23 protein-coding genes are annotated in these 21,155 nt (G+C 70.7%); 9 read left to right on the top strand and 14 right to left on the bottom strand.

The window, feature by feature from the left end:
• Nucleotides 1–46 precede the first annotated feature (46 nt).
• Together FJ658_RS17000 and FJ658_RS12600 are read left to right on the top strand one after the other, a co-directional pair.
• On the top strand, nt 47–298 hold the full coding sequence (locus FJ658_RS17000; RefSeq protein WP_370454798.1) for a hypothetical protein: 252 nt from the start codon (nt 47–49) through the stop codon (nt 296–298).
• A 39-nt stretch (nt 299–337) separates the two neighbouring features.
• On the top strand, nt 338–886 hold the full coding sequence (locus FJ658_RS12600) for a hypothetical protein (protein ID WP_370454799.1): 549 nt from the start codon (nt 338–340) through the stop codon (nt 884–886).
• A gap of 114 nt (nt 887–1,000) precedes the next feature.
• Here FJ658_RS12600 and FJ658_RS12605 read toward each other — a convergent pair whose 3' ends face one another.
• From FJ658_RS12605 to FJ658_RS12625, 5 genes are all read right to left on the bottom strand, one after another.
• Nucleotides 1,001–1,438 carry an MSMEG_6728 family protein gene (locus FJ658_RS12605; protein WP_141145714.1) on the bottom strand — a complete coding sequence of 146 codons (438 nt, stop codon included), beginning with the start codon at nt 1,436–1,438 and terminating at the stop codon, nt 1,001–1,003.
• Nucleotides 1,439–1,493: 55 nt separating this feature from the next.
• A complete protein-coding gene (locus FJ658_RS12610; RefSeq protein WP_141145715.1) occupies nt 1,494–3,305 on the bottom strand; it encodes a DEAD/DEAH box helicase in 1,812 nt (603 codons plus the stop codon).
• 136 nt (nt 3,306–3,441) lie between these two features.
• Nucleotides 3,442–4,677: a DNA polymerase IV gene (gene dinB, locus FJ658_RS12615; RefSeq protein ID WP_141145716.1), complete on the bottom strand. Its 1,236-nt coding sequence runs from the start codon at nt 4,675–4,677 to the stop codon at nt 3,442–3,444.
• A 61-nt stretch (nt 4,678–4,738) separates the two neighbouring features.
• Nucleotides 4,739–6,259 carry an FG-GAP-like repeat-containing protein gene (locus FJ658_RS12620; protein WP_141145717.1) on the bottom strand — a complete coding sequence of 507 codons (1,521 nt, stop codon included), beginning with the start codon at nt 6,257–6,259 and terminating at the stop codon, nt 4,739–4,741.
• A 163-nt stretch (nt 6,260–6,422) separates the two neighbouring features.
• Nucleotides 6,423–6,695, bottom strand: a complete 273-nt coding sequence (locus tag FJ658_RS12625; protein ID WP_141145718.1) for a GlsB/YeaQ/YmgE family stress response membrane protein — start codon at nt 6,693–6,695, stop codon at nt 6,423–6,425.
• Between the two features lie 68 nt (nt 6,696–6,763).
• Here FJ658_RS12625 and FJ658_RS16880 point away from each other — a divergent pair, with 68 nt between their 5' ends.
• Nucleotides 6,764–6,892 (top strand): hypothetical protein, encoded by a 129-nt coding sequence (locus FJ658_RS16880; RefSeq protein WP_255447710.1) that lies wholly within the window; start codon nt 6,764–6,766, stop codon nt 6,890–6,892.
• A 4-nt stretch (nt 6,893–6,896) separates the two neighbouring features.
• Nucleotides 6,897–7,757, top strand: a complete 861-nt coding sequence (locus tag FJ658_RS12630; protein ID WP_141145719.1) for an SGNH/GDSL hydrolase family protein — start codon at nt 6,897–6,899, stop codon at nt 7,755–7,757.
• 13 nt (nt 7,758–7,770) lie between these two features.
• On the opposite strand, the gene FJ658_RS12635 is transcribed toward FJ658_RS12630, so the two are convergent.
• The 5 genes from FJ658_RS12635 to FJ658_RS12655 all read right to left on the bottom strand — a co-directional run bounded on the left by FJ658_RS12635 (nt 7,771) and on the right by FJ658_RS12655 (nt 13,041).
• The gene (locus tag FJ658_RS12635; protein ID WP_141145720.1) at nt 7,771–8,442 is read right to left on the bottom strand and encodes a hypothetical protein; all 672 of its coding nucleotides are present in this window, start codon (nt 8,440–8,442) and stop codon (nt 7,771–7,773) included.
• Between the two features lie 110 nt (nt 8,443–8,552).
• The gene (locus tag FJ658_RS12640) at nt 8,553–9,122 is read right to left on the bottom strand and encodes an SMI1/KNR4 family protein (RefSeq protein ID WP_141145721.1); all 570 of its coding nucleotides are present in this window, start codon (nt 9,120–9,122) and stop codon (nt 8,553–8,555) included.
• 76 nt (nt 9,123–9,198) lie between these two features.
• Nucleotides 9,199–10,440: a D-alanyl-D-alanine carboxypeptidase family protein gene (locus tag FJ658_RS12645; protein WP_141145722.1), complete on the bottom strand. Its 1,242-nt coding sequence runs from the start codon at nt 10,438–10,440 to the stop codon at nt 9,199–9,201.
• A 79-nt stretch (nt 10,441–10,519) separates the two neighbouring features.
• A complete protein-coding gene (locus FJ658_RS12650; protein ID WP_141145723.1) occupies nt 10,520–12,127 on the bottom strand; it encodes an APC family permease in 1,608 nt (535 codons plus the stop codon).
• A gap of 98 nt (nt 12,128–12,225) precedes the next feature.
• The gene (locus tag FJ658_RS12655; RefSeq protein WP_141145724.1) at nt 12,226–13,041 is read right to left on the bottom strand and encodes an RNA methyltransferase; all 816 of its coding nucleotides are present in this window, start codon (nt 13,039–13,041) and stop codon (nt 12,226–12,228) included.
• Between the two features lie 157 nt (nt 13,042–13,198).
• Here FJ658_RS12655 and FJ658_RS12660 point away from each other — a divergent pair, with 157 nt between their 5' ends.
• Both FJ658_RS12660 and FJ658_RS12665 read left to right on the top strand, forming a co-directional pair.
• Nucleotides 13,199–13,993 carry a Sir2 family NAD-dependent protein deacetylase gene (locus tag FJ658_RS12660; RefSeq protein ID WP_141145887.1) on the top strand — a complete coding sequence of 265 codons (795 nt, stop codon included), beginning with the start codon at nt 13,199–13,201 and terminating at the stop codon, nt 13,991–13,993.
• Between the two features lie 23 nt (nt 13,994–14,016).
• Nucleotides 14,017–14,640: a histidine phosphatase family protein gene (locus tag FJ658_RS12665; protein WP_141145725.1), complete on the top strand. Its 624-nt coding sequence runs from the start codon at nt 14,017–14,019 to the stop codon at nt 14,638–14,640.
• A 52-nt stretch (nt 14,641–14,692) separates the two neighbouring features.
• On the opposite strand, the gene FJ658_RS12670 is transcribed toward FJ658_RS12665, so the two are convergent.
• Both FJ658_RS12670 and FJ658_RS12675 read right to left on the bottom strand, forming a co-directional pair.
• Entirely contained in the window at nt 14,693–15,793 is a 1,101-nt protein-coding gene (locus FJ658_RS12670) for a glycosyltransferase family 1 protein (RefSeq protein ID WP_141145726.1), read from the bottom strand.
• Nucleotides 15,790–16,686, bottom strand: a complete 897-nt coding sequence (locus FJ658_RS12675; protein WP_141145727.1) for an alpha/beta fold hydrolase — start codon at nt 16,684–16,686, stop codon at nt 15,790–15,792. Before FJ658_RS12675 ends, FJ658_RS12670 begins: the two co-directional genes overlap by 4 nt.
• Before the next feature lie 162 nt (nt 16,687–16,848).
• On the opposite strand from FJ658_RS12675, the gene treS reads away from it, so the two are divergent.
• The 3 genes from treS to FJ658_RS12690 all read left to right on the top strand — a co-directional run bounded on the left by treS (nt 16,849) and on the right by FJ658_RS12690 (nt 19,823).
• Nucleotides 16,849–18,576, top strand: coding sequence for a maltose alpha-D-glucosyltransferase (gene treS, locus FJ658_RS12680; protein WP_141145728.1), 1,728 nt, complete (start codon nt 16,849–16,851; stop codon nt 18,574–18,576).
• A gap of 84 nt (nt 18,577–18,660) precedes the next feature.
• The gene (locus tag FJ658_RS12685; RefSeq protein ID WP_141145729.1) at nt 18,661–19,350 is read left to right on the top strand and encodes an exonuclease domain-containing protein; all 690 of its coding nucleotides are present in this window, start codon (nt 18,661–18,663) and stop codon (nt 19,348–19,350) included.
• A complete protein-coding gene (locus tag FJ658_RS12690; RefSeq protein ID WP_141145730.1) occupies nt 19,347–19,823 on the top strand; it encodes an NUDIX domain-containing protein in 477 nt (158 codons plus the stop codon). Before FJ658_RS12685 ends, FJ658_RS12690 begins: the two co-directional genes overlap by 4 nt.
• Before the next feature lie 108 nt (nt 19,824–19,931).
• On the opposite strand, the gene FJ658_RS12695 is transcribed toward FJ658_RS12690, so the two are convergent.
• Both FJ658_RS12695 and FJ658_RS12700 read right to left on the bottom strand, forming a co-directional pair.
• The gene (locus FJ658_RS12695; RefSeq protein WP_141145731.1) at nt 19,932–20,180 is read right to left on the bottom strand and encodes a type B 50S ribosomal protein L31; all 249 of its coding nucleotides are present in this window, start codon (nt 20,178–20,180) and stop codon (nt 19,932–19,934) included.
• Between the two features lie 124 nt (nt 20,181–20,304).
• Complete coding sequence (locus FJ658_RS12700) at nt 20,305–21,090, bottom strand: ABC transporter ATP-binding protein (RefSeq protein WP_141145732.1); 786 nt, start codon at nt 21,088–21,090, stop codon at nt 20,305–20,307.
• Nucleotides 21,091–21,155 lie beyond the last annotated feature (65 nt).

Here is a 21,155-nt window from a genome sequence, read left to right on the forward strand (position 1 = left end):
GGGTCGGGCGACCGGTGCGGGCTCGCCGGAATGGGAGGATCGACCCGTGAGTGAGACCCCCCGCCTCGGCCTGCTGCTCGACGTCGACGGTCCGATCGCCAGCCCGATCACCCGCACCGTCGCGATTCCGAGCATCGCGAGCGACCTCGTCGCCATCGCGAACGCCGGCAACCCGGTCGTGTTCAACACCGGGCGCTCGGATGCCTTCATCCGCGAGGTCGTCATCCCCGCCCTCGTCGAGGCCGGCCTCGACAGCGCCGCGCCCGTGCACGCGATCTGCGAGAAAGGCGGCAGCTAGTTCTCGCTGGACCGGAGCGCTGCCGACCTCGTCGGCCCCGTGCGCACCGACCCGCGTCTCAGCACGCCCGCCGAGCTGGGCGACGTCGCCCGTGAGGTCGTCGCCGCCCGCTACCGCGACCTCATGTTCTTCGATGAGACCAAGCTCACGATGGTCTCGGTCGAGCAGAACGTCGAGGTCGACAACGGCGACTACCGCCAGGCTCAGGCGCGCTTCGATGCCGAGATGCTCGCCTTCATGACCGAGCACGATCTCATCGAGTCGTTCCGCATCGACCCGACCATCATCTCCACCGACATCGAGCACCGCGAGACCGGCAAAGACCTGGGGGCGCGCCGGGCGCTCGAGCTGATCCAGGCGCGCGGACCGCTGCCCCGCCGCTGGTACACGGCCGGCGACTCCCGCAGCGACTACGCCATGGCCGACGCCCTGCACGAGCTCGGCTACGAGGTCGAGCACCTCGACGTGCGTCCGCTCGACGGCGTGCCCGAGACCCCGTATCCGGTGCTGCGCGCCGCCGACGACGACGTCATCCACGACGAGGCGACGGCGCAGTTCCTCACCGCTTGGCGCGGCGGCGCGCACTGATTCACACCACAACCCGCACACCGCGCCGCCACGAGCTCTAGTTCATCCCGCTGCGCGGCCGAGGGACGAACCGGAGTGGCGCGCACTGCCCCGCTCTGACGGCGTGAGACCGCGTCAGGCGTCGCCCGCGGGCCAGACGTAGGGCAGGTCGTCGGGGATGCCGCCGAACAGGGGCCGGTAGAACTCCGGATCCTTGCGCACCAGATTAGAGCGGTGGCTGAGATGCAGCGCCGCGTCTCCGAGCCAGCTCGGCATCTCGATCGACGACTCCGCGGCGCCATCCGCCTCGGGCGCGAACTCGAGCAGCTGGTCGCGCACCGTGTCGGCGTGACCCTCGGCGATCCAGCGATCGGTCATCGCGAGTCCGTAGAGCACGAGCGCCGGCAGACGCCCCGCCCACATCCGCGCGGCTGGATGATGACGCCACCCGTAGTCGGGCACGGTGTTCGCGCGCAGCAGCTGCAGTGTCTCGACACGCTGCTTGCCGAGCCGCGCCCGATCGAGCACGGCCGCCGACTCGGCGAACGACGGAAACGGCAGGAAGGTCTGCATCGTCGTCGACCCTACGGGCGGCGCCGCGCACCCCACGGTGACGGTCGGCTCCCGGTCAGGTCCCGTGCAGGCGCCGGCGCAGGTGCTCGATGCGGGCCTGCAGCTGCACGACGGTCGCCCGCGCGACCTCTGGGCCGCCGCAGAGCCGGCGCACCTCGGCATGCACCTGTCCGTGGGTCATGCCGCTGTTGCGGGCCTGGATGGAGACGAGGCTGTTGAGCAGACGGCGCTGCTCGGCCATGGTGCGGTGCAGGGCGACGGGCTCCGCGGCCGCGGCGGCGACGCGCTCCGACTCGGGCAGCGAGCGGCGTCGCTCCTCGGCGCGGCGCGACTGTCGCGCCTGACGCTGCCGCAGCAGGTCGCTGACCTGCTCGGGTTCGAGCAGCCCGGGCAGGCCGATGAAGTCCCACTCCTCGTCGCTCCCCGGCTCGGCGAGCGTGCCGAACTCGTGCCCGTCGTACATGACCTTCTCGAACTCGGCGACCGAGCCGAGCGCCTGCCAGGTGAACTCGTCGACGAGGGCCTCCGAGGCCTTCTCCTCGCGGTTCGCGCTCTCGATGAGCGAGTCGTCGAGTCCGGTCTCGTCGTCGCTGTCCTTGTCGAGGGCGTGGTCGCGCTCCCGCTCGAGCTGGGCGGCCAGCTCGGTCAGCACGGGCACGCTCGGCACGAAGATCGACGCGAGCTCACCACGACGGCGGGCGCGCACGAAGCGGCCGATCGCCTGGGCGAAGAACAGGGGCGTGGATGCGCTGGTCGCGTAGACCCCGACGGCGAGCCGCGGCACGTCGACCCCCTCCGACACCATGCGCACCGCCACCATCCAGCGCTGGTCGCCGTTCGAGAACTGCTCGATGCGCTCGCTCGCGCCGACGTCGTCGGAGAGCACGACGACCGGCTCGCGTCCGGTGCGCTGGGTGAGGATCTCGGCGTAGGCGCGCGCCTGGGTCTGGTCGGTCGCGATCACGAGACCGCCCGCATCCGGGATCGCGTGGCGCACCTCGGTCAGGCGGCGGTCGGCGGCGGTGAGCACGGCGGGGATCCACTCGCCGCCGGCGTCGAGCGCCGCGCGCCAGGCCTGCGAGGTGACGTCCTTGGTGTCGTCCTGCCCGAGCCGCGCCTCCATCTCGTCGCCCTGGCGGGTGCGCCAGCGCATCGAGCCGGCGTAGGAGAGGAAGATCACCGGGCGCACGACGCCGTCGCGCAGCGCGTGCCCGTAGCCGTAGCTGTAGTCGGTGCGCGAGAGGCGGATGCCGCGCTCGTTCGGCGCGTAGTCGACGAAGGGGATCGGCGCGGTGTCGCTGCGGAACGGCGTGCCCGACAGCGACAGCCGCCGCTCGGCCGGTTCGAAGGCCTCGCGCACGGCGTCGCCCCAGCTCAGCGCGTCGCCGGCGTGGTGCACCTCGTCGAGGATCACGAGACTGCGCGCCGACTCGGTCAGCTGGCGGTGCAGCGCCGCGCGCACGGCGACCTGCGCGTAGGTCACGACGACGCCGTGATAGCCGCGCCCCTCGCGCCGGTGGCGGTTGCTGAAGCGCGGGTCGAGGTGGATGCCGGCCCGGTGCGCCGCATCCGCCCACTGCACCTTGAGGTGCTCGGTCGGCGCGACGACGGTGACGCGGTCGATGACGCGCTCCTGCAGCAGCGTGCTGGCGAGACGGAGCGCGAAGGTCGTCTTTCCCGCGCCAGGGGTCGCGGCGACGAGGAAGTCCTTCTGGCCGGCGGCGGCGTAGGCGTCGAGCGCCTCCTGCTGCCAGGCTCGCAGCTTGGTGACGGTGCCGCGGGCGGCGCGATCGGGGAAGGCCGGCGAGAGATGGTCCGCGGCGGCGGTGGCGCGGAAGGCGGCACTGCTCGCGGAGGTGTCGGTCATCGTTCCTCGATGGTAGGTCAGGGTGGCGACACGGGCAGGGTCGGGCGGGGTGTCACGGCCTCCCTCGGGCGTGTCGCCGGGGAGACGGGTCGATCAGGGGTCGATCACGGGACGAGCACGACACGAACGCCCCGATCTACTCGATCCGCATGCGCCGCCGCGTCTGGCCGTTGAGGAGCGTGGCGGGACGCAGGGCGGCCGTGCCGAACCGCTGGGTGACCGCATCCACTGTCGACTCGGCGTCGCGCCACTGCTCGTCGTCGTCCCAGAGCGCGAGCCCCGCCGCCCCTCCGCCGAGCTGCTCGGCGCGCACGCCGATCAGCCGCACGGGACGGCCGCCCTGCGACGCCTGATCGTAGAGCTCGCGCGCGGCCTCGTAGATGCGGCGGCTCACGTCGGTCGGGTCGCTCAGCGTGCGCGAGCGGGTGATGGTCGAGAAGTCGCCGAAGCGCAGCTTCAGCACGACCGTGCGGGCCGTGACGCCGTTCGCCCGCAGGCGCGATCCGACGCCGTCGGCGAGCCGCAGCAGCTCGCGGTGCAGCTCTCCGCGATCGCTCACGTTGCGCTCGAAGGTCGTCTCGTGCCCGATGCTCTTCTCCTCGCGCTCGAGCGTCACCGCGCGCGGGTCGCGGCCCCAGGCGAGGTCGTGCAGGCGCTGGGCGCCGGCGTCGCCGATCGCGCGCCGCAGCGTGTCGACCGGCGTCGTGGCGAGGTCGCCGACCGAGCGGATGCCGAGCCGGGTGATCTTCTCCTCGGTCGTCGCGCCGACGCCCCACAGCGCCGACACCGGCTGCGGATGCAGGAAGCCGAGGGTCGCGTCGCGGGGCACCACGAGCAGCCCGTCGGGTTTGGACCGCGACGACGCGAGCTTGGCGACGAACTTCGTCGCGCCCGCGCCCACCGAGCAGACGAGCTGCGTCTCGCGCAGCACCCGCGCGCGGATCGCCGTGCCGATCTGCCACGGAGAGCCCATCAGCCGCAGCGCGCCCGACACATCCAGGAAGGCCTCGTCGATGCTGAGCTGCTCGACCATCGGGGTGACGTCACCCAGGATGCGCATGACCGCCGTCGAGGCGGCGCTGTAGAGCTCGAAGTGCGGCTCGAGCACGATCGCGTTCGGGCACAGCCGCAACGCGACCGACATCGGCATGGCCGAGTTGACGCCGTAGCGTCGCGCCTCGTAGGTGGCGGCCGTGACGACGCTGCGCGTGGAGTCGTGGCCGACGATGACCGGCTTGCCGCGCAGCTCGGGGCGCTGCAGCAGCTCGACCGAGGCGTAGAACGCATCCATGTCGACGTGCAGCACGGTGGCGGTGAGGTCGCCGGTGTCGGCGTCGGTGACCTGCCGACCCCGCCCGTCCTGCTTGCTCACGCGCACATCCTCGCACCCGCCGCCGACATGCGCGGCGCAGCGGACAATCCGGCGGCGCCCGTCAATCGAGGAAGGTGAGACCGCCCCAGCCCCACCCGACGACTCGTCCGGTCCCGCCTGCTATCCAGCCGCCTCGAGCGTTGCTGCGGTACATGACGAGGTTGCCGTTGCCCGCGTCGCGCGCAAGCACATCCGCGAAGCCATCGCCGTCGAAATCTCCCGCGTTGATGATCGCGTCGAAGATGTTCCACCCTGATCCGACCTGCACGCCTCGGGCGTTGGTCCATCCGCCGGCGCCGTCGCCGTAGTAAGCGAACAGCGCACCGCTGCGAGTGCGAGCGAGCACGTCTACGTCGCCATCTCCGTTGTAATCGTCGCCAGCGAGGATGCTGTCGAAGATGTTCCAACCCGCACCGGCGAGGCTGCGGGATTTGAAGCCGCCAGACCCGTCACCCGGGTATAGCCACAGGTTCCCCGACACGTCCCGAGCAAGCACATCAGCGACGCCATCGCCGTCGAAATCGCCCGGGCTGAAGACAGCGGTCATCACATTCCAGCCGCGTCCGACCAGCTCGTTCGTCCTCGACCAGGTCGTCCCCGGCATGCCATACCCACGGTAGAGATACAGGTTGCCAGCGGCGTCACGGCCCAGCACATCGGGCTCACCGATCGCACCGAATCCGGTCGCGTTGAAGACCAGATTCATGTTGTTCCAGCCGCCGTACCCGATCTGCTGCGTCTGTAGCCAGCCGGCACCGCCATTCCCCCGATAATTGATCAGGTCGCCGCCCGACGTGCGCACGACCACATCGCTCTTGGCGTCGCCGTCGAAGTCGATTCCTCCCCCGACCTTGCGCAGGGCAGGTGAATCGATGTCGCGGGCCTCGCCGGCTTTCAGGTAATACGGCCCGAGGACGCGTGAGCAGACGCCCCGCCTGCCAACGGTCTGAACCCGAACCATGTACGCCTCACCGTTGGCGTGCAAACCGGTGAAGCTGATCACGCCACCGCCGATGGCGGGCGGTGTCACGGGCTCGATTATCGAGAAGCCGAACGGGGGGAACTGCGGGCTCACCTGCAACTGCGCCGTGGTGGTCGCCGTCGGAGAGTCACATGCCGATGCGACGCCGACGGTGAGCGCGGCTCCCCGGAACGCCTGCCAGGACTGCACCGTGTAAGTGCCGCCATCGGGAACACGGATCGCCGTCTCGGGCCGAGCCGAGTACTGATAGTACTGGCGAGTGATCCCAGTGCTGCCTGGGCCGCTGCGCAAGTCGTGCGCGCTGAGCACATAGTCACCGGCTTCGACCCCGGTGAACTCGAACCCGCCGTCGTCGTCGCTCACCTGAGATGCGACCGCCTGGCCCAGCGCGTTCGGCTTCTCGAGCGCGATCGTCACGCCCACCGCCGGGCGAGTCTGCTGCGTCGTTGGATCGACGAAACTGATCATTCCCGTCACAGAACCCGGCGCCGCGGCGCGAGCCGGCTGTGCAACCGTCGAGGCGAGCGCGACTGCCGCCGACAACGCGATGATCGACAGGCGGAGGGTGCGGGACGAGACCGGGCCGCTGGTGGGAGGCATGGCACGATCTTCCCACCCCTCAGCGAGCTCCGCGACCGCTGATCTGAGGGGTCAGCCACCGGATGCCAGGTCGCCTTGTCGCGGACAAGCACAGCGCATGCGCCCGGACACGCAGAAGGGCGCCGATCCCGGAGGATCGACGCCCAGCGCTGTGACGCGGCGGTCAGGCCTTCGCGCCGCCCTTGCGGCCCACGATGAGGCCATAGACGAGCAGCACGATGATCGAGCCGATCACCGCGAGGATGATGCTGCCGAGGTTGATGCCGGTGACATCGGCGCCGCCGAACAGCGCGCCGCCGATGAATCCGCCGACGAGGCCGCCGATGATTCCGATCACGATCGTCGCGATGATGCCTCCGGGCTGCTTGCCCGGAAGGATCAGCTTCGCGATGGCTCCGGCGATCAGCCCGAGCACGATCCAGGCGAGAATTCCCATCGTTCGACCTCCCAGTCGGTCTGGTGCACAGGGTGAGTGCACGGCCCGTTGCCGGGCCTGAATCCACCGTGGCACTGCACCCAGACGAGGGCAACGAGGAACTGCCTGGGCGCCGTCTGGGCGCTCGCCGTGCATTCCTGAACGCCGCCCGCGAGCTCATCGACCTGGCCGCGCGTCTGTGGGATGCGGCATCCTGAGGGCATGGACCGACGGCATCCGTGGTCGCGCTACGTCGCGATCGGCGACTCGTTCACCGAGGGCATCGGCGACCCCGATCCGGGCAGTCCGGGCGGGCACCGCGGCTGGGCCGACCGGGTCGCCGAGGTGCTGGCCGGCGACGCCGACGCCGCTCCCGACGAGTCCGGTGACGACGACCGCGGTCACGACCTCGCTTACGCGAACCTCGCCATCCGCGGCCGTCTGCTGCAGCAGATCCTCGACGAGCAGGTGGATGCGGCCCTCGCGCTGCGCCCGGACCTGGTGACGATCTCCGCCGGCGGCAACGACATCATCCGCCCCGGCACCGACCCCGACGAGGTCGCCTCGCGCCTGGACGGCGGCGTCGAGCGGCTGAGTCGCGACGGCGCGACCGTCGTGCTGTTCACCGGGCCCGACATCGGCATGACCCCGGTGCTCAGCCGCATCCGGGGCAAGGTCGCGATCTACAACGAGAACGTGCGCGCCGTCGCGCTGAAGCACGACGCGATCGTGGCCGACATGTGGGCGCTGCGCGAGCTCGCTGACCCGCGCATGTGGGCGCCCGACCGGCTGCACTTCTCGCCGCTCGGCCACCACACGATCGCCCGCATGGTGCTCGACGCTCTCAACGTCGAGAACGATCTGGTGGCCTCCGACCCCGGCCCCGCCCCGGTGCGGCACTGGCGCGAGGCGCGGGCCGACGATCTCGGCTGGGCGCGCGAGTACCTCGTGCCCTGGGTGCTGCGGCGCATCCGGCACCAGTCGTCGGGTGACGGGATCGACCCGAAGCGCCCGGTGCCCGGCCCGATCGCGGCGATGCGCGCGGAGTCGGCGGCCAAGCCCGACACCCACGGTCGGCGCTGAGCCTCGCGGATTCTCAGGTCGTCGTGAGTCCGCGGCTGGCGGCGAAAGCGGCAGTGGCGAAGATCGCGTCGCCCAGGTCACGAGCCGTCGACGCCTTCTCTCGTCGGACCGTCACGGCCACTCCGGGGCTGAGCTGATCGTCGAGACCATCGGCGATGTCGTAGATGTCGTCCTCGTCGAGGTCATTCGGCTCGGTCAGAGCGAAGACCAACTCGACAGCGTCGACGCCGCACACGACGCCGACCGCCGCAGCACCCGGCGGAACGAGACCACAGAGCGCCTCCGTCGACAAGGCCACGAGATAGTCGCACCAGTTGCGCGAGTCTGGGTCGTTCGTCGTGATCGCCTCGACGGTCCCTGCCGGCCAACGCTGGCCATCGCTCGGATATCGGTCGACGTGACGACGGTAGATCGTCGCCGCGTCTCGCCCCGGCGGAGTCGTGCGACCGCTCACCACGCCGGCAATGACTCGCACTCCGGGATCCAGTCGGGCGCTCAGTGCTGCGCCGATGCCACGAATCGAAGCCGTTGCCTCGTCCGAAGGCACCACCATCTCTAGTTCGATGCGTACCGAATCGCCGTGAATCGACACCGCGAGCGTGTCAGCGTCGGCAGGAATGGCGCCGGCGCTGGCGCGCGCGGTCTCGGCCACGACTCGGTTGCGCCAGAGCGGCGCGAGACCCATGTCTCCGAAACGAGGGATGCGCATGGCCGCGGGATCGCCGTCATCGGCGGTGGAGACAGGAGTCGAGTCTCGGGAGCCCCGAGCGGATCGAGACTGCCGTGGCCACCAGCTCAGTCCCACCACGGGACTCCCGGGTTGAGCCGCTTCGCGAGGGCGTCGAACTGTTCGTGATCCATCTCGAGCGAGCCGCGTGGGCCCCGATGGATCACCCCTGACTCGAATCCCGCCGCGATCGTGCCGAGGAGATGCTCGAGGTCGCGGTGGATGAAGGGCTGCTCGTCCTCGTCGTTGTAATAGCGCCGGGCAGGCGGGCCTTCGACGTAGTAATCGAGGAAGACGAAGTCACCGGCGCCGTCGGCGAGCACGGGAAGCCACCCGTCGTTCCACCGTCCGAACGAATTGAGCTCGTCGTAGTACTCGATCGCCTCTTCGGCGCTGAGCAGGAAGAAACCCGGCATGATCCAGCTCTGACCGATCAGGGGTGTGAGGTCCGGGTCGAACCCGTTGTGCCAGGCCCACAGCTGTTCGAGCGCTGGCGTGCGCGGAAAGCCCCGAGAGTCCAGTGTCCGCGCGACCTGCTCTGCGGAGATGCCTTCGTTCCAAGCGTTAAGCAAGACCTCGGCCTGCGCTCGACGCAGCCCCGCGTCGATCACTCTTCCCGAGTCCAGAATGTGCCCCACGTCTGCGAGCCTAGATCGACGATCTCAGTCTGCAGGCTAGAAGAGCCGTGTCGCGCGGTGGCGGAGTCCGCCCGCGTCAGCCCAGAGAGCCCGGATTCGTCAGGCGCCACCAGGCGCCCGGGTCGGTGACGCCCTTCGAGAGCTCGAGCGGCACGGTCACGGTGTTCGGCCCCGCGGTGAAGGTGGCCTTTCCGACGTCGGCGCCCTTGACCGCGACCCCGGTGGGATCCGCGGTGACGGCGACGGCGACCGGCGTGTCCGACCAGACCAGCAGGCTCTTCTTCGCGGCCGCGACCGCCTGGGTCTTCTGGCCCCACACCGTGCGATACGACGCGAAGGCGGTGCCCTCTGCCGAGACGTCAACCGAGTGGAAACCATCATGCGTCGACTGCAGCAGGTTGACCAGATCGCCCTTGAGGGTGCGATGGTCGGGCGCGCCGAGCACGACGCCGACGACGCGCACGGCGTGGCCGCCGATCTTCCAGCTGGCCGAGAACAGCAGGTTCGCGCCGTAGCCGTCGAGCGTTCCGGTCTTGATGCCGTCCACCCCGTCATGGCCAAGCAGGTAGTTGGTGTTCTCGACCTCGCCGACGCCGTGGATGTCCGCCTTCTTGGTGTCGACGATCTGCGCCAGGGCGGGCTGCGCCAGGGCGAGCTTGCCGAGCTGCACGAGGTCGCTCGCGGTGCTGCGGCTGTTCGGGTCGAGTCCGATGGTGTCGGCGACCGTCGTGGAGTTCAGGCCCTTCGAGGCCAGCCAGTCCTTCGCCGCCGCGAGGTAGGCGTCCTCGCTGCCGTAGGCCCACACGGCGATCGTCTGCGCGTAGTTGGCGGCCGACTCGATGAGCGCCAGCTGCAGCAGCTCGCGCTCGGTGTAGACGTCGCCCGCCTTGACCGGCTTCACCGCGCCGTTCTGGCGCTGGTAGTAGGAGTAGTAGCCCGCATCCGTCGCCGACATGGTGACCGAGGGGCCGTCCTCGTCGGCGCCGAGCGGATGCTTCTCGAGCACGACCATCGCGGTGACGATCTTCGTGATCGAGGCCATCGCGTGAGGCTGTCCGTCTCCGGATTCGGCGAGCACGCCATCCCAGCCGATCGCGCCGATCGCGCCGACGCCGTAGCCGGGGAAATCCGGCGCGGCCGCGGCCTGCGGTCCGGCGGTCGACGGGATGGTCTGCGCCGAGGCCTTCGCGACGGGCGCGAGCAGGGTCAGCGGCAGGTAGACGAGCAGGGCGACGACGAGCGCGAGCCCCGTGCCCACGACGAGACGGCGGCGACGGTAGACCTGCGCGCGCGATCGGGTCGGGCGTTGCGATGGCACCGCCTCAGGCTAGTCGGGCGAGGATGCGCATCCGGTCAGACCCGCCCGCGGCAGCGCTCAGACCCGCCCGTGGCAGCCGTCAGACCCGCCCGCCGTCGACGCTGCGGCCGTAGTCGACCTCCTCGTCGGGCACGAGCACCGCGGTGTCGCGGTTGAGGCTCTCGCCGCGGAAGAACGGCTTCGACGCCGGGAAGAGCGACCACACGATCATCAGCACGACGCCGAGCGCGAGCGATCCGACGCCGACGACGAAGACGCCGCCCACGCCGAGCAGCACCGTGTAGCCGTAGTCGGGGTCGAGCATGTCGATCGCGCTGACCACGAAGGCTCCGAGCAGCATGAGCCCGCCGAGCAGCGGGAACACGAGGCGGTAGACGACGTTGCGGGCGCTCGAGAACAGCGAGTCGCGGAAGTACCAGACGCAGGCGAAGCCGGTGATGCCGTAGTAGAACGCGATCGCGAGCCCGAGCGAGAGGATCGTGTCGGCCAGGATGTTCTCGCTGATCAGCGTCATGCCGACATAGAACGCGACCGCGATGACGCCCATCACGAGCGTCGAGAACCCGGGCGTCTTGAATCGGGGATGCACGCGGCCGAAGCGCTCGGGCAGGGCGCCGTAGACCGCCATCGCGAGGGTGCCGCGCGCCGTGGGCAGGATCGTCGTCTGCGTCGACGAGATCGCCGAGATCATGACCGCGAGCACCAGCAGCCAGGCCCAGGGACCGAACAGCGCATCCTTGACCGCGAAGAAGACGTCTTCGGCGTTCGATTCGTTGCCGAGCCCGATGCCGCTCGAGCCGAGGCCGGCGTAGGCCATCGCCGCGACCGTGACGCCGACGTAGGTGACCATGAGGATGACGGTCGACAGCAGCGCGGCCCGGCCCGGGATGCGCGCGGGGTCCTTGGTCTCCTCGTTGAGGGCGAGGCAGGTATCCCAGCCCCAGTAGATGAAGAGCGCGAGCAGCACCGCCTCGGTGAAGCTGTGGAAGTCGGAGAAGGCGAAGGGGTCGAACCAGTCGAGCTCGGGCGGCGCCGCCCCGGCCGGCGCCTGGCCGGTCGCGAGGGCGACCACGGCGAAGACGACGAACAGGATGAGCGCCAGGTACTGGATGGCGAGCAGCACGTTCTGCAGGCGCTCGCCGATCTCGAGGCCGCGGTAGCTCACGTAGACCATGAGCGCGATGAACACGACGCCCGTGATCGTCTGCACGGCGATGTTCGAGGCCAGGTCCTCCTGGCCGAGCAGCAGCCAGAAGTACTTGCCGCCGATCTGCGCCAGGTTCGCGAGCACGATGATGCCGGCGACGGCGACGCCCCAGCCGCCCATCCACCCGAGCCTCGGCCCGAAGGCCTTCGTCGCCCAGGTGAAGGTGGTGCCGCAGTCGGGCACGGCCGTGTTGAGCTCTCGGTAGGCGAAGGCGATGAAGAACATCGGCACGAACGCGAGCAGCATCGCGATCGGCGCCTGCTGGCCGACCGCGACGACGACGAAGCCGAGGGTCGCCGCCAGCGAGTAGACGGGGGCGGTGGAGGCGAGCCCGATCACGGTCGACCCGATCAGGCCGAGCTGCCCGGTGGCGAGTCCCTTGCCGTCGCCCGTGGGCGGGCCCGCGGCACTCCCCGGGCTCACCACACCTCCGGGGCTCGCGGCTCTGCCGGGCTTCGCGCTGCTGCTCGGGTCGGACATGGCGGCCTCCCGTCTCGGGTGGCGCGAGCCTACTCGGCGGCGCGTCCGGCGCGGAAGAGCGGACGGCGCGGAGAGAGTCGAAAGCGGTGGATGCCCGCTCAGGCCGCTCCGGCGCCCGGCCGCAGCGCCCACAGCGCCACGGCGCTCGCTGCGGCCACGTTGAGCGAGTCGACACCGTGCAGCATGGGGATCGTGACGACCCGGTCGGCGTCGCGCAGCGCGGCCCGGCTCAGCCCGTCGCCCTCGGTGCCGAGCAGCAGCGCGACGCGCTCCGGCGCCGCGGCCGCGTAGACGTCGAGCGGAACGGCGTCGTCGGCCAGCGCCAGCGCCGCGATCTCGAAGCCGGCGGCATGCAGCTGGTCGGCGCCCTCGGGCCACTCGGCCAGTCGCGTCCACGGCACCTGCAGCACCGTGCCCATGCTGACCCGCACCGCACGCCGATAGAGCGGGTCGGCGCAGCGCGGCGTGACGAGCACGGCGTCGGCGCCGAGCCCGGCGACCGCGCGGAAGATCGCGCCGACGTTGGTGTGATCGACGACGTCCTCGATCACGACGACGCGGCGCGCACGGATAAGCAGCTCGGCGACCGGGCGGAGCGCCGGCCGGTGCATCGAGGCGAGCGCGCCGCGGTGCATGACGTAGCCGGTGAGCTGCTCGAGCACGCTCGACTCCCCCACGAAGACGGGGATGTCGTAGCTCTCGACGAGCGGACCGATCTCGTCGAGCCACTTGCGCTGCAGCAGAACCGAGCGCGGGCGATGCCCGGCGGCGAGAGCGCGCTCGACGACCTTGGTCGACTCGGCGATGTACAGGCCGCCTTCGGGCTCGGTCTTGCGCCGCAGCACGACGTCGGTGAGGCGGTTGTAGTCCTCGAGCCGCGGATCGGCGGGGTCGTCGATCTCGATCAGCTGCACTCGCGGAAACATATCCGAAAACTCGTGCGTTTAGTCTGGCGAGGCACGACCGCTCCCGACGGGTCGTCGCCGGAGAGGAGGTCGCCGCGTGACGAGCACCAGCACGGCCGGCGAACCCGCGGTGCGCAGCGCCGGACTCGACGAGGCGGTCGACGCCATGGCCGCGATCCTGACCGGGCGGCCGATCGCGATCCTGACCGGCGCCGGCATCAGCACCGACTCCGGCATCCCCGACTACCGCGGCGAGGGCTCGCGCGTCGTCAACCCGATGACCATCAGCCACTTCCTCGGCGACCCGACCGCGCGCAAGCGCTACTGGGCGGGCAGCCACCTCGGCTGGCGCCGCTTCACCGAGGTGCGGCCGAACGCCGGCCACCGCGCCGTTGCCGCGCTCGAGCTCGCCGGCGTCGCGAACGGCGTCGTCACCCAGAACGTGGATGGGCTGCACCTGCGGGCCGGATCGCGGCGGGTCGTCGACATCCACGGTTCCTCCGACCGCGTGCGCTGCCTGCGCTGCGGCCAGATCTTCGCCCGCGACGGCATCGCCCAGCGCATGGCCGACGCGAACCCCTGGCTGAACGCACCCGAGAGCGTCGAGCTCAACCCCGACGGCGACGTCGCGATCGAGGCCTACGGCGACATGATCGTGCCCGAGTGCACGGTGTGCGGCGGCGACCTCAAGCCCGAGGTCGTCTTCTTCGGCGAGTTCGTGCCGACCGAGAAGTTCGCCGAGGCGAGCGCGCTCGTCCGCGGGGCCGAAGCGCTCGTGATCGCCGGGTCGTCGCTGACCGTGAACTCCGGCATCCGGCTGCTTGACCAGGCCGCCAAGCGGCGCATCCCGATCGTGATCGTCAACCGCGGCACGACCAAGGGCGACGCCCGGGCGACGCTTAAGATCGACGCGGGGACCTCGGAGGTGCTCGGCGCTCTCGCCGAGCGTCTGACCTCCTGAGCCGGGTCCCGAGAGACGGATCCATGACCGAGCTGTACCTCGTGCGCCACGGCGAGACCGACTGGAACCTCGCCCGGCGCATCCAGGGCACGACCGACATCCCGCTCAACGACACCGGTCGCGCGCAGGCGCAGGCGACGGGGCGGCTGCTGGCCCGGCGGCAGTGGGACGGCATCTACGCCAGTCCGCTCGGCCGCGCGATGGAGACCGGGTCGATCATCGCGGCCGAGCTCGGGATGCCGACCCCGACCCCGGTGCTGGGCGTCGTCGAGCGCGAGTACGGCGAGGCCGAGGGCCTCACCTGGGAGCAGATCGAGGAGCGCTTCCCCGAGGGCGCGGAGGTGCCCGGCCGTGAGACGCGGGAGCACGTCGCCGAGCGCGTCGTCGCCGCGCTCTGCGAGCTCGCGAACGCGCATCCCGGCGAGAAGCTCATCGTCGTCAGCCACGGCGGCGCGATCCGCTCGGTGCTGCAGACCGCCGAGCCCGACGCGAAGCACCCGATGATCACGAACGGCTCGGTGCACAGCTTCCGGATGACCGAGGGCGGGCTCGAGCTGATCGCCTTCGACGACTCGATCGAGGCCGAGTCGCTCGGCGGGGGCGGCGACATCGAGCAGCAGAACGCGCTCGAGCACCGGCCGGCCTGAGCGGGATCGCTCCGCCGACCCGGGTCGTCAGCCCAGCTGAGCGGCTGTCCGCTCAGCGGCGCGCGGATCGGGCGGCGTGCACGCGTTGCAGCACCGCGAAGAGCGCCGCGGCGGCATCCGACCAGCGGTAGTGGGCGGCCCGCTCGCGCGAGGCGGCCGACCGCGACGTCCACTCCGCCGGATCCTCGAGCGTGCGCACGGCGGCGGCCAGCTGCTCAGCCGAACCCGGCGCGAAATAGAGCGCCGCATCCGCCCCCACCTCGCGGAAGATCGGGATGTCGCTGACGACGACGGGGGTCCCGCGGCTCATCGACTCGACGAGCGGGATGCCGAAGCCCTCCGCGCGCGAGGCGTGCACGAAGGCGGTGGCCCGGTCGAGCGCGGCGGCGTACTCGGCGTCGCTCGCGCCGTTCGCGAAGGCGACGCTCTCGGGCGAGGGCGCGAGCGCCGTCAGCCGCGCGCGCTCGGCGTCGGAGATGCGGCTCAGCAGGTTCAGCCGGTAGCCGGGAAGGTGATGCAGAGCCTGCACCAGCACATCCACGCCCTTGTAGGGCATGTACGAGCCCATGTAGACGAGCTCGCGCGGGACGTCCGCCGTCGCGACCGCGGCCACCGCGCGCTCGACCGGCGGCGCCAGCTCGTCGGCCGCGTTCGTCACGACCGTGAGTCGGCGCTTCGTCAGGCGGTTCTTCCGGATGAGCCGCTCCGACGTCGCCGAGACGGTCACGACCTCGTCGGCGCGGTTCAGCAGCCAGCGCTGCGGCCACCACGACAGGTGGTAGACGCGCCACAGCAGCCGGATGATCTGGGGCAGGTCGCGCGGCGGGGTGCGGTTCTCGTAGTAGATGAGGTCGTGCAGCGTCAGCACGAGCCCGTAGCGGCGGCCGGCCGAGCCGATCGTCTGCATCGGCGACCAGACCACGTCGGGCTTCAGCCGGTTGATCTGGCGAGCGATGAACGGCTCGCGGACGCTCGTGGGCCCCGAGACCTTCTGCCACGGCAGGTCGGGCAGCATCTCGAGCTGCCGCTCGTCGTTCACGAGCATCGTCACGTCGTGCAGCTCGGCCAGAGCGCCCACGACGCGCGCGGTGTAGCGGCTGATGCCGTCGTGATGCCCGATGCGGGTGTAGCGGCAGTCGACGACGATCCTCACGCGGCGCCCTCGGCCAGGAAGCGCTCGATCTCGGCCGCGGCCTCGCGCGGGCGCTCGTAGTGCACGAGGTGCCCGACGCCGGCCAGCTCGACGAGCCGCGCATCCGGGAGCTGCGCCGCGAGGGCGCGCTGACCCGCGAGCGGCGCGATCATGTCGTCGGAGCCGACGATCAGCAGGGTCGGCATCGTGAGCGCACCGGCGGCGCGCGCGACATCGGTGCTGAGCGAGGCGTCGAAGCCCTCGGCGAGGGTGTCGCGGTCGCTGAAGCCGGAGAAGTAGCGGCCGTGCTCCTCATGGATCCAGCGCTTGAGTCGCGCATCCGGCGTCTTCGCCAGGGTCACCGACATGAAGCGCACGATCAGCGGGTTGCCGAGCCACGCGGCTCCCGCCCGCGCGGGGAGCTTGCGGCCGACCGTGTAGTAGAGCCGGGTCAGGCGCGCGAGCACGCCGTTGACGCCCGACATCGGGTCGGTCGAGATCGGATTCACCAGCACCAGGCGCGGCGTCGTCAGCCCGGCGGCCAGGGCGTGCGCGACCACGATCGAGCCGAAGCTGTGACCGAGCAGCGGCACGGTTCCGCGCAGCCCGAGCGCGTCGAGGAAATCGCCCAGCCAGGCCGCGTAGCCCGGGATGCCGTGCTCCCCCGCCGCCATCGGCGACGACTCCCCGAAGCCGGGCAGATCGGGGGCGATGATGCGCAGGCCCGGCAGCTGCGCGAGCACGGGCTCGAGGCCGTGGTGGTCGCCGCGGTAGCCGTGCACGACGACCAGGGCGACCGGGGCGTCTGCGGGGCCGTAGTCCCAGTACCGGGTGCGCGCGCCGCGCGCCACGACCTCGCCGGTGCGGGTGGGCAGGGCGGCGAGCTGGGCGGCGTAGGGCGAGGCGACGGGCATCCCGGCCAGTCTAGAGAGCCGAGGATGCGCGGCCGCCGCTCCCCCGCCGACGCCGCGATCGCTCCCCTGATGCGCGGCCGCCGCATCCCGGACCCGAGCCCAACCCGGACGAACCCTGAACGCCTCTGGGCACGCGCCGACCCCGTGCCTAGGGTGAGGAGGGTGACCTTCACCGCGCCGATCACCCTGCCCGGTCTCGCCCTGAACCCGCAGTGGTATCGCAGATCGGTGTTCTACGAGGTGATGGTGCGCTCGTTCGTCGACTCGAACGGCGACGGCACCGGCGACCTGGCCGGCCTGATCGGCAAGCTCGACTACCTGCAGTGGCTGGGCATCGACGGCATCTGGATCCCGCCGATCTACACCTCGCCGCTGCGCGACGGCGGCTACGACATCAGCGACTACAAGGGGATCCTGCCCGAGTTCGGAACCCTGGATGAGTTCCGCGAGCTCGTGACCAAGGCGCACGAGCGCAACATGCGCATCATCATCGACCTGGTCATCAACCACACCTCCGACCAGCACGAGTGGTTCCAGCAGTCGCGCAGCGACCCCGACGGGCCCTACGGCGACTTCTACGTGTGGAGCGACACCGACGACAAGTACAACGACGTGCGCATCATCTTCGTCGACACCGAGGACTCGAACTGGACCTTCGACTCCGAGCGCCGCCAGTTCTTCTGGCACCGCTTCTTCTCGCACCAGCCCGACCTCAACTTCGAGAACCCGGCCGTGCACGACGCGATCTTCGACGTCGTGCGGCACTGGCTCGACATGGGCGTCGACGGCCTGCGACTGGATGCGATCCCCTACCTCTACGAGTCGGAGGACGGCAACGGCGAGAGCGAGCCCGAGACGCACGAGTTCGTCAAGAAGCTGCGCGCCATGATCGACGTCGACTACCCCGGCCGCGTGCTGATCGCCGAGGCGAACCAGTGGCCGAGCGAGGTCGCCGAGTACTTCGGCACCGAGGAGGAGCCGGAGTGCCACATGGCCTTCGACTTCCCGGTCATGCCGCGCATCTTCTACTCGCTGCGCTCGCAGTCGGCGCAGGAGCTCAAGCGCGTGCTGTCGGAGACGCAGGAGGTGCCCGAGGGCGCCGCCTGGGGGGTGTTCCTGCGCAACCACGACGAGCTGACGCTCGAGATGGTGAGCGAGGAGTACCGGCAGGCGATGTACGGCTGGTACGCCTACGACCCTCGGATGCGCTCGAACATCGGCATCCGGCGCCGCCTGGCTCCCCTGCTCGACAACTCGCGCGCCGAGCTCGAGCTCGCGCACGCGCTGCTGTTCTCGCTGCCGGGATCGCCGTTCCTCTACTACGGCGACGAGATCGGCATGGGCGACAACATCTGGCTGCCCGATCGCGACTCCTCGCGCACGCCCATGCAGTGGACGCCCGATCGCAACGCCGGATTCTCGACCGCCGACCCGGGCAAGCTCTACCTGCCGGTCGTGCAGTCGCTCGTCTACAACTACTCGCTCGTCAACGTCGAGTCGCAGCTGGCGCAGTCGCGCTCGCTGCTGCACTGGGTGCGCAACGTCATCCACGTGCGCAAGAACCACCCGACCTTCGGCCTCGGCTCGATCCAGGTGCTCGACACCGATCACGAGTCGGTGCTGGCCTTCGTGCGCGACTACCCCGGCTCGGGAACCCAGTTCGGCGACGCGCCCGAGCGCATCCTGTGCGTGTTCAGCTTCGCCCACAACCCGGTGTCGGCGCGCATCCGCCTGCCCGAGGATGCCGGCGAGCCGCTGTTCGACCTGTTCGGCGGCGGGGAGTTCCCGACGATCGGCGACGACGGCGAGGTGCGCCTCACGCTCGGAACGCAGAGCTTCTTCTGGCTTCACGTCGGCCAGCCGCGATTCACGGCGACCCAGCACTACTGAGACGCCGACACCGAACGGGCGCGGGATGCGCGGCTCCCGCGCGCGCCGCCCGGCCGTGTCCGTGGCTCGTCTTAGCCTGAGGCCATGAGCAACTGGTTCGACCTGCTGGGCGTCTTCGATCTCGAGACGACGGGAGTCGACACCAGCACGGCACGGATCGTCAGCGCGCACGTCGGTCTGCTCGACCACACCGGCGCCGTGCTCGAGCGCGACGACTGGCTCGCCGATCCGGGCGTCGAGATCCCCGAGCAGGCGAGCGCCGTGCACGGCATCACGACCGAGCGCGCCCGCGCCGAGGGCGCCCCGGCGTCGATCGTCGTGGCCGAGATCATCGAGACGCTGCGCCGGCTGATGGACCGCGGCATCCCGATCGTGGTCTACAACGCGCCCTACGACCTCAGCCTGCTGCACGCCGAGGCGCTGCGGCACCACCTCGAGCCGCTCGGCGAGCCCGGCCCGATCATCGACCCGCTCGTGATCGACAAGGCCGTCGACCGCTACCGCAAGGGCAAGCGCACGCTCGTGCTCGCCGCCGAGCATTACGGCGTCGATCTGGATGCGGCGCACGACGCCGGCGCGGATGCGATCGCCGCAGGGCGCGTGGCCCAGGCGATCGCCCGCACCTTCCCCGACGAGCTCGCCGTGACCGCGCAGGATCTGCACGGCCGCCAGGAGATGTGGTTCGCCGAGCAGGCGCGCAGCTTCCAGGACTACATCCACCGAGTGAAGGGCGACACCTCCTTCGTGGCGCCGACCGCCTGGCCGGTGCGATGAGCGCGGCCGTCCCGCTCGATCCGTCCGACTCCCCCTCCACCGGAGCCCCTGCCGCCGACACCCCCGCACCCGCGGTGCTGCGCATCGCCGCCGCGGTCATCGAGGGTTCCGACGGCCGGCTGCTGTTCGTGCGCAAGCAGGGCACGACGGCGTTCATGCAGCCGGGCGGCAAGCTCGAGCCCGGCGAGGCCCCCGACGCCGCCCTGGTGCGCGAGCTCGCCGAGGAGCTCGGGCTGTCGGTCGCGACCGACGAGCTCGGCTTCCTCGGCCGGCACCGGGCCGCCGCGGCCAACGAGCCCGACACCGAGGTGGATGCGTGGGTCTACGACGCCCCGCTGCGCACCGAGCCGCGCATCGCCGCCGAGATCGCCGAGCTGGCCTGGGTCGATCCGACCGACCTCGGCGACCGCGACGTCGCGCCCCTCAGCCGTGACATCCTCGTGCCCCTCGTGCTCGCCCGCCGCGAGGTCTGAGACGCGCCCACGGCGCAGCCCGGCGGCGGCTCGGACGGCGCCCGACACGACGAAGGCCCCGACCAGACGGTCGGGGCCTTCGTCGTGTCGCCCGCGTGGGGCGGTGGCTCACTTGCCGAAGTTGGCGAAGCGCTTGTTGAACTTCTCGACGCGGCCGGCGCTGTCCATGATGCGCTGCTTGCCCGTGTAGAACGGGTGCGAGGCCGACGAGATCTCGACGTCGATGACGGGGTAGGTCTCGCCGTCGAGCTCGATCGTCTTGTCGCTGGTCGCGGTCGAGCGGGTCAGGAAGGTCTCACCGCTCGCGAGGTCGCGGAAGACGATCGCGGTGTACTCGGGGTGGGTTTCGGTCTTCATGGCTCTACCTCGGTGGATCGGATCGTGAATGGAGAGAAAGTCTGCGGGTCCGAGAGGACCAAGGAGCGATGCTATCAGATCGGCTCCCCCGCGCGGATGCAGTATCCGGCGGTGCGTCCGGCGCTCAGGCGGCGCGGGCGGTGAAGCGGCCGTCGTCGCTGCGCTCGACCTGCAGCGGAAGGCCGAAGGCCTCGCTCAGGTGCGGCTCGGTGATGACGTCCTCGATCGCTCCCGCGGCGCGCACGCGCGCGTCGGCGATGAGCAGGGCGTGAGTGAATCCCGGCGGGATCTCCTCGACGTGGTGGGTGACCATGACCATGGCCGGGGCCTCGGTCGAGCGGGCGTAGTTGCCGAGCAGCTGCACGAGCTCCTCGCGCGCGCCGAGGTCGAGGCTGGCGGCCGGCTCGTCCAGCAGCAGCAGCTCGGGGTCGGTCATGACCGAGCGGGCGATCTGCACGCGCTTCTGCTCGCCGTCGCTGAGGTTGCCGAAGCGGCGCTCGGCCAGGTGGTCGAGCTTCCACTCGGCCAGCACGCGGCGGGCCCGGCGGATGTCGACGTCCTCGTAGGTCTCGTTCCAGCGGCCGGTGACCGAGTAGGCGGCGGTGAGCACGACATCCAGCACGCTCTCGTCGGCCGGGATGCGGCGGGCCAGCGCGCTCGAGGCGAAGCCGATGCGCGGGCGCAGGTCGAAGACGTCGATCTTGCCGAGCGTCTCGCCGAGCAGCACCGCCTCGCCCTCGCTGGGGTGGATCGACGCGGAGACGACCTGCAGGAGCGTGGTCTTGCCGGCGCCGTTGGGGCCGAGGATGACCCAGCGGTCGGTGGGCTGCACCTCCCACGACACACGATCGAGGATGCGATTGCCGTCACGCACGACCGACACGTCGGTGAGCTGGAGAACGCTGCCCATGATCCCCCACCCTAGTGGCCGCGAGCCGGGCGTTCCGGGTGCGTGGGCGCGTGTCCCGAGGTCGA

It is taken from the genome of Schumannella sp. 10F1B-5-1, from assembly GCF_006517535.1.
GTDB lineage: Bacteria > Actinomycetota > Actinomycetes > Actinomycetales > Microbacteriaceae > Schumannella.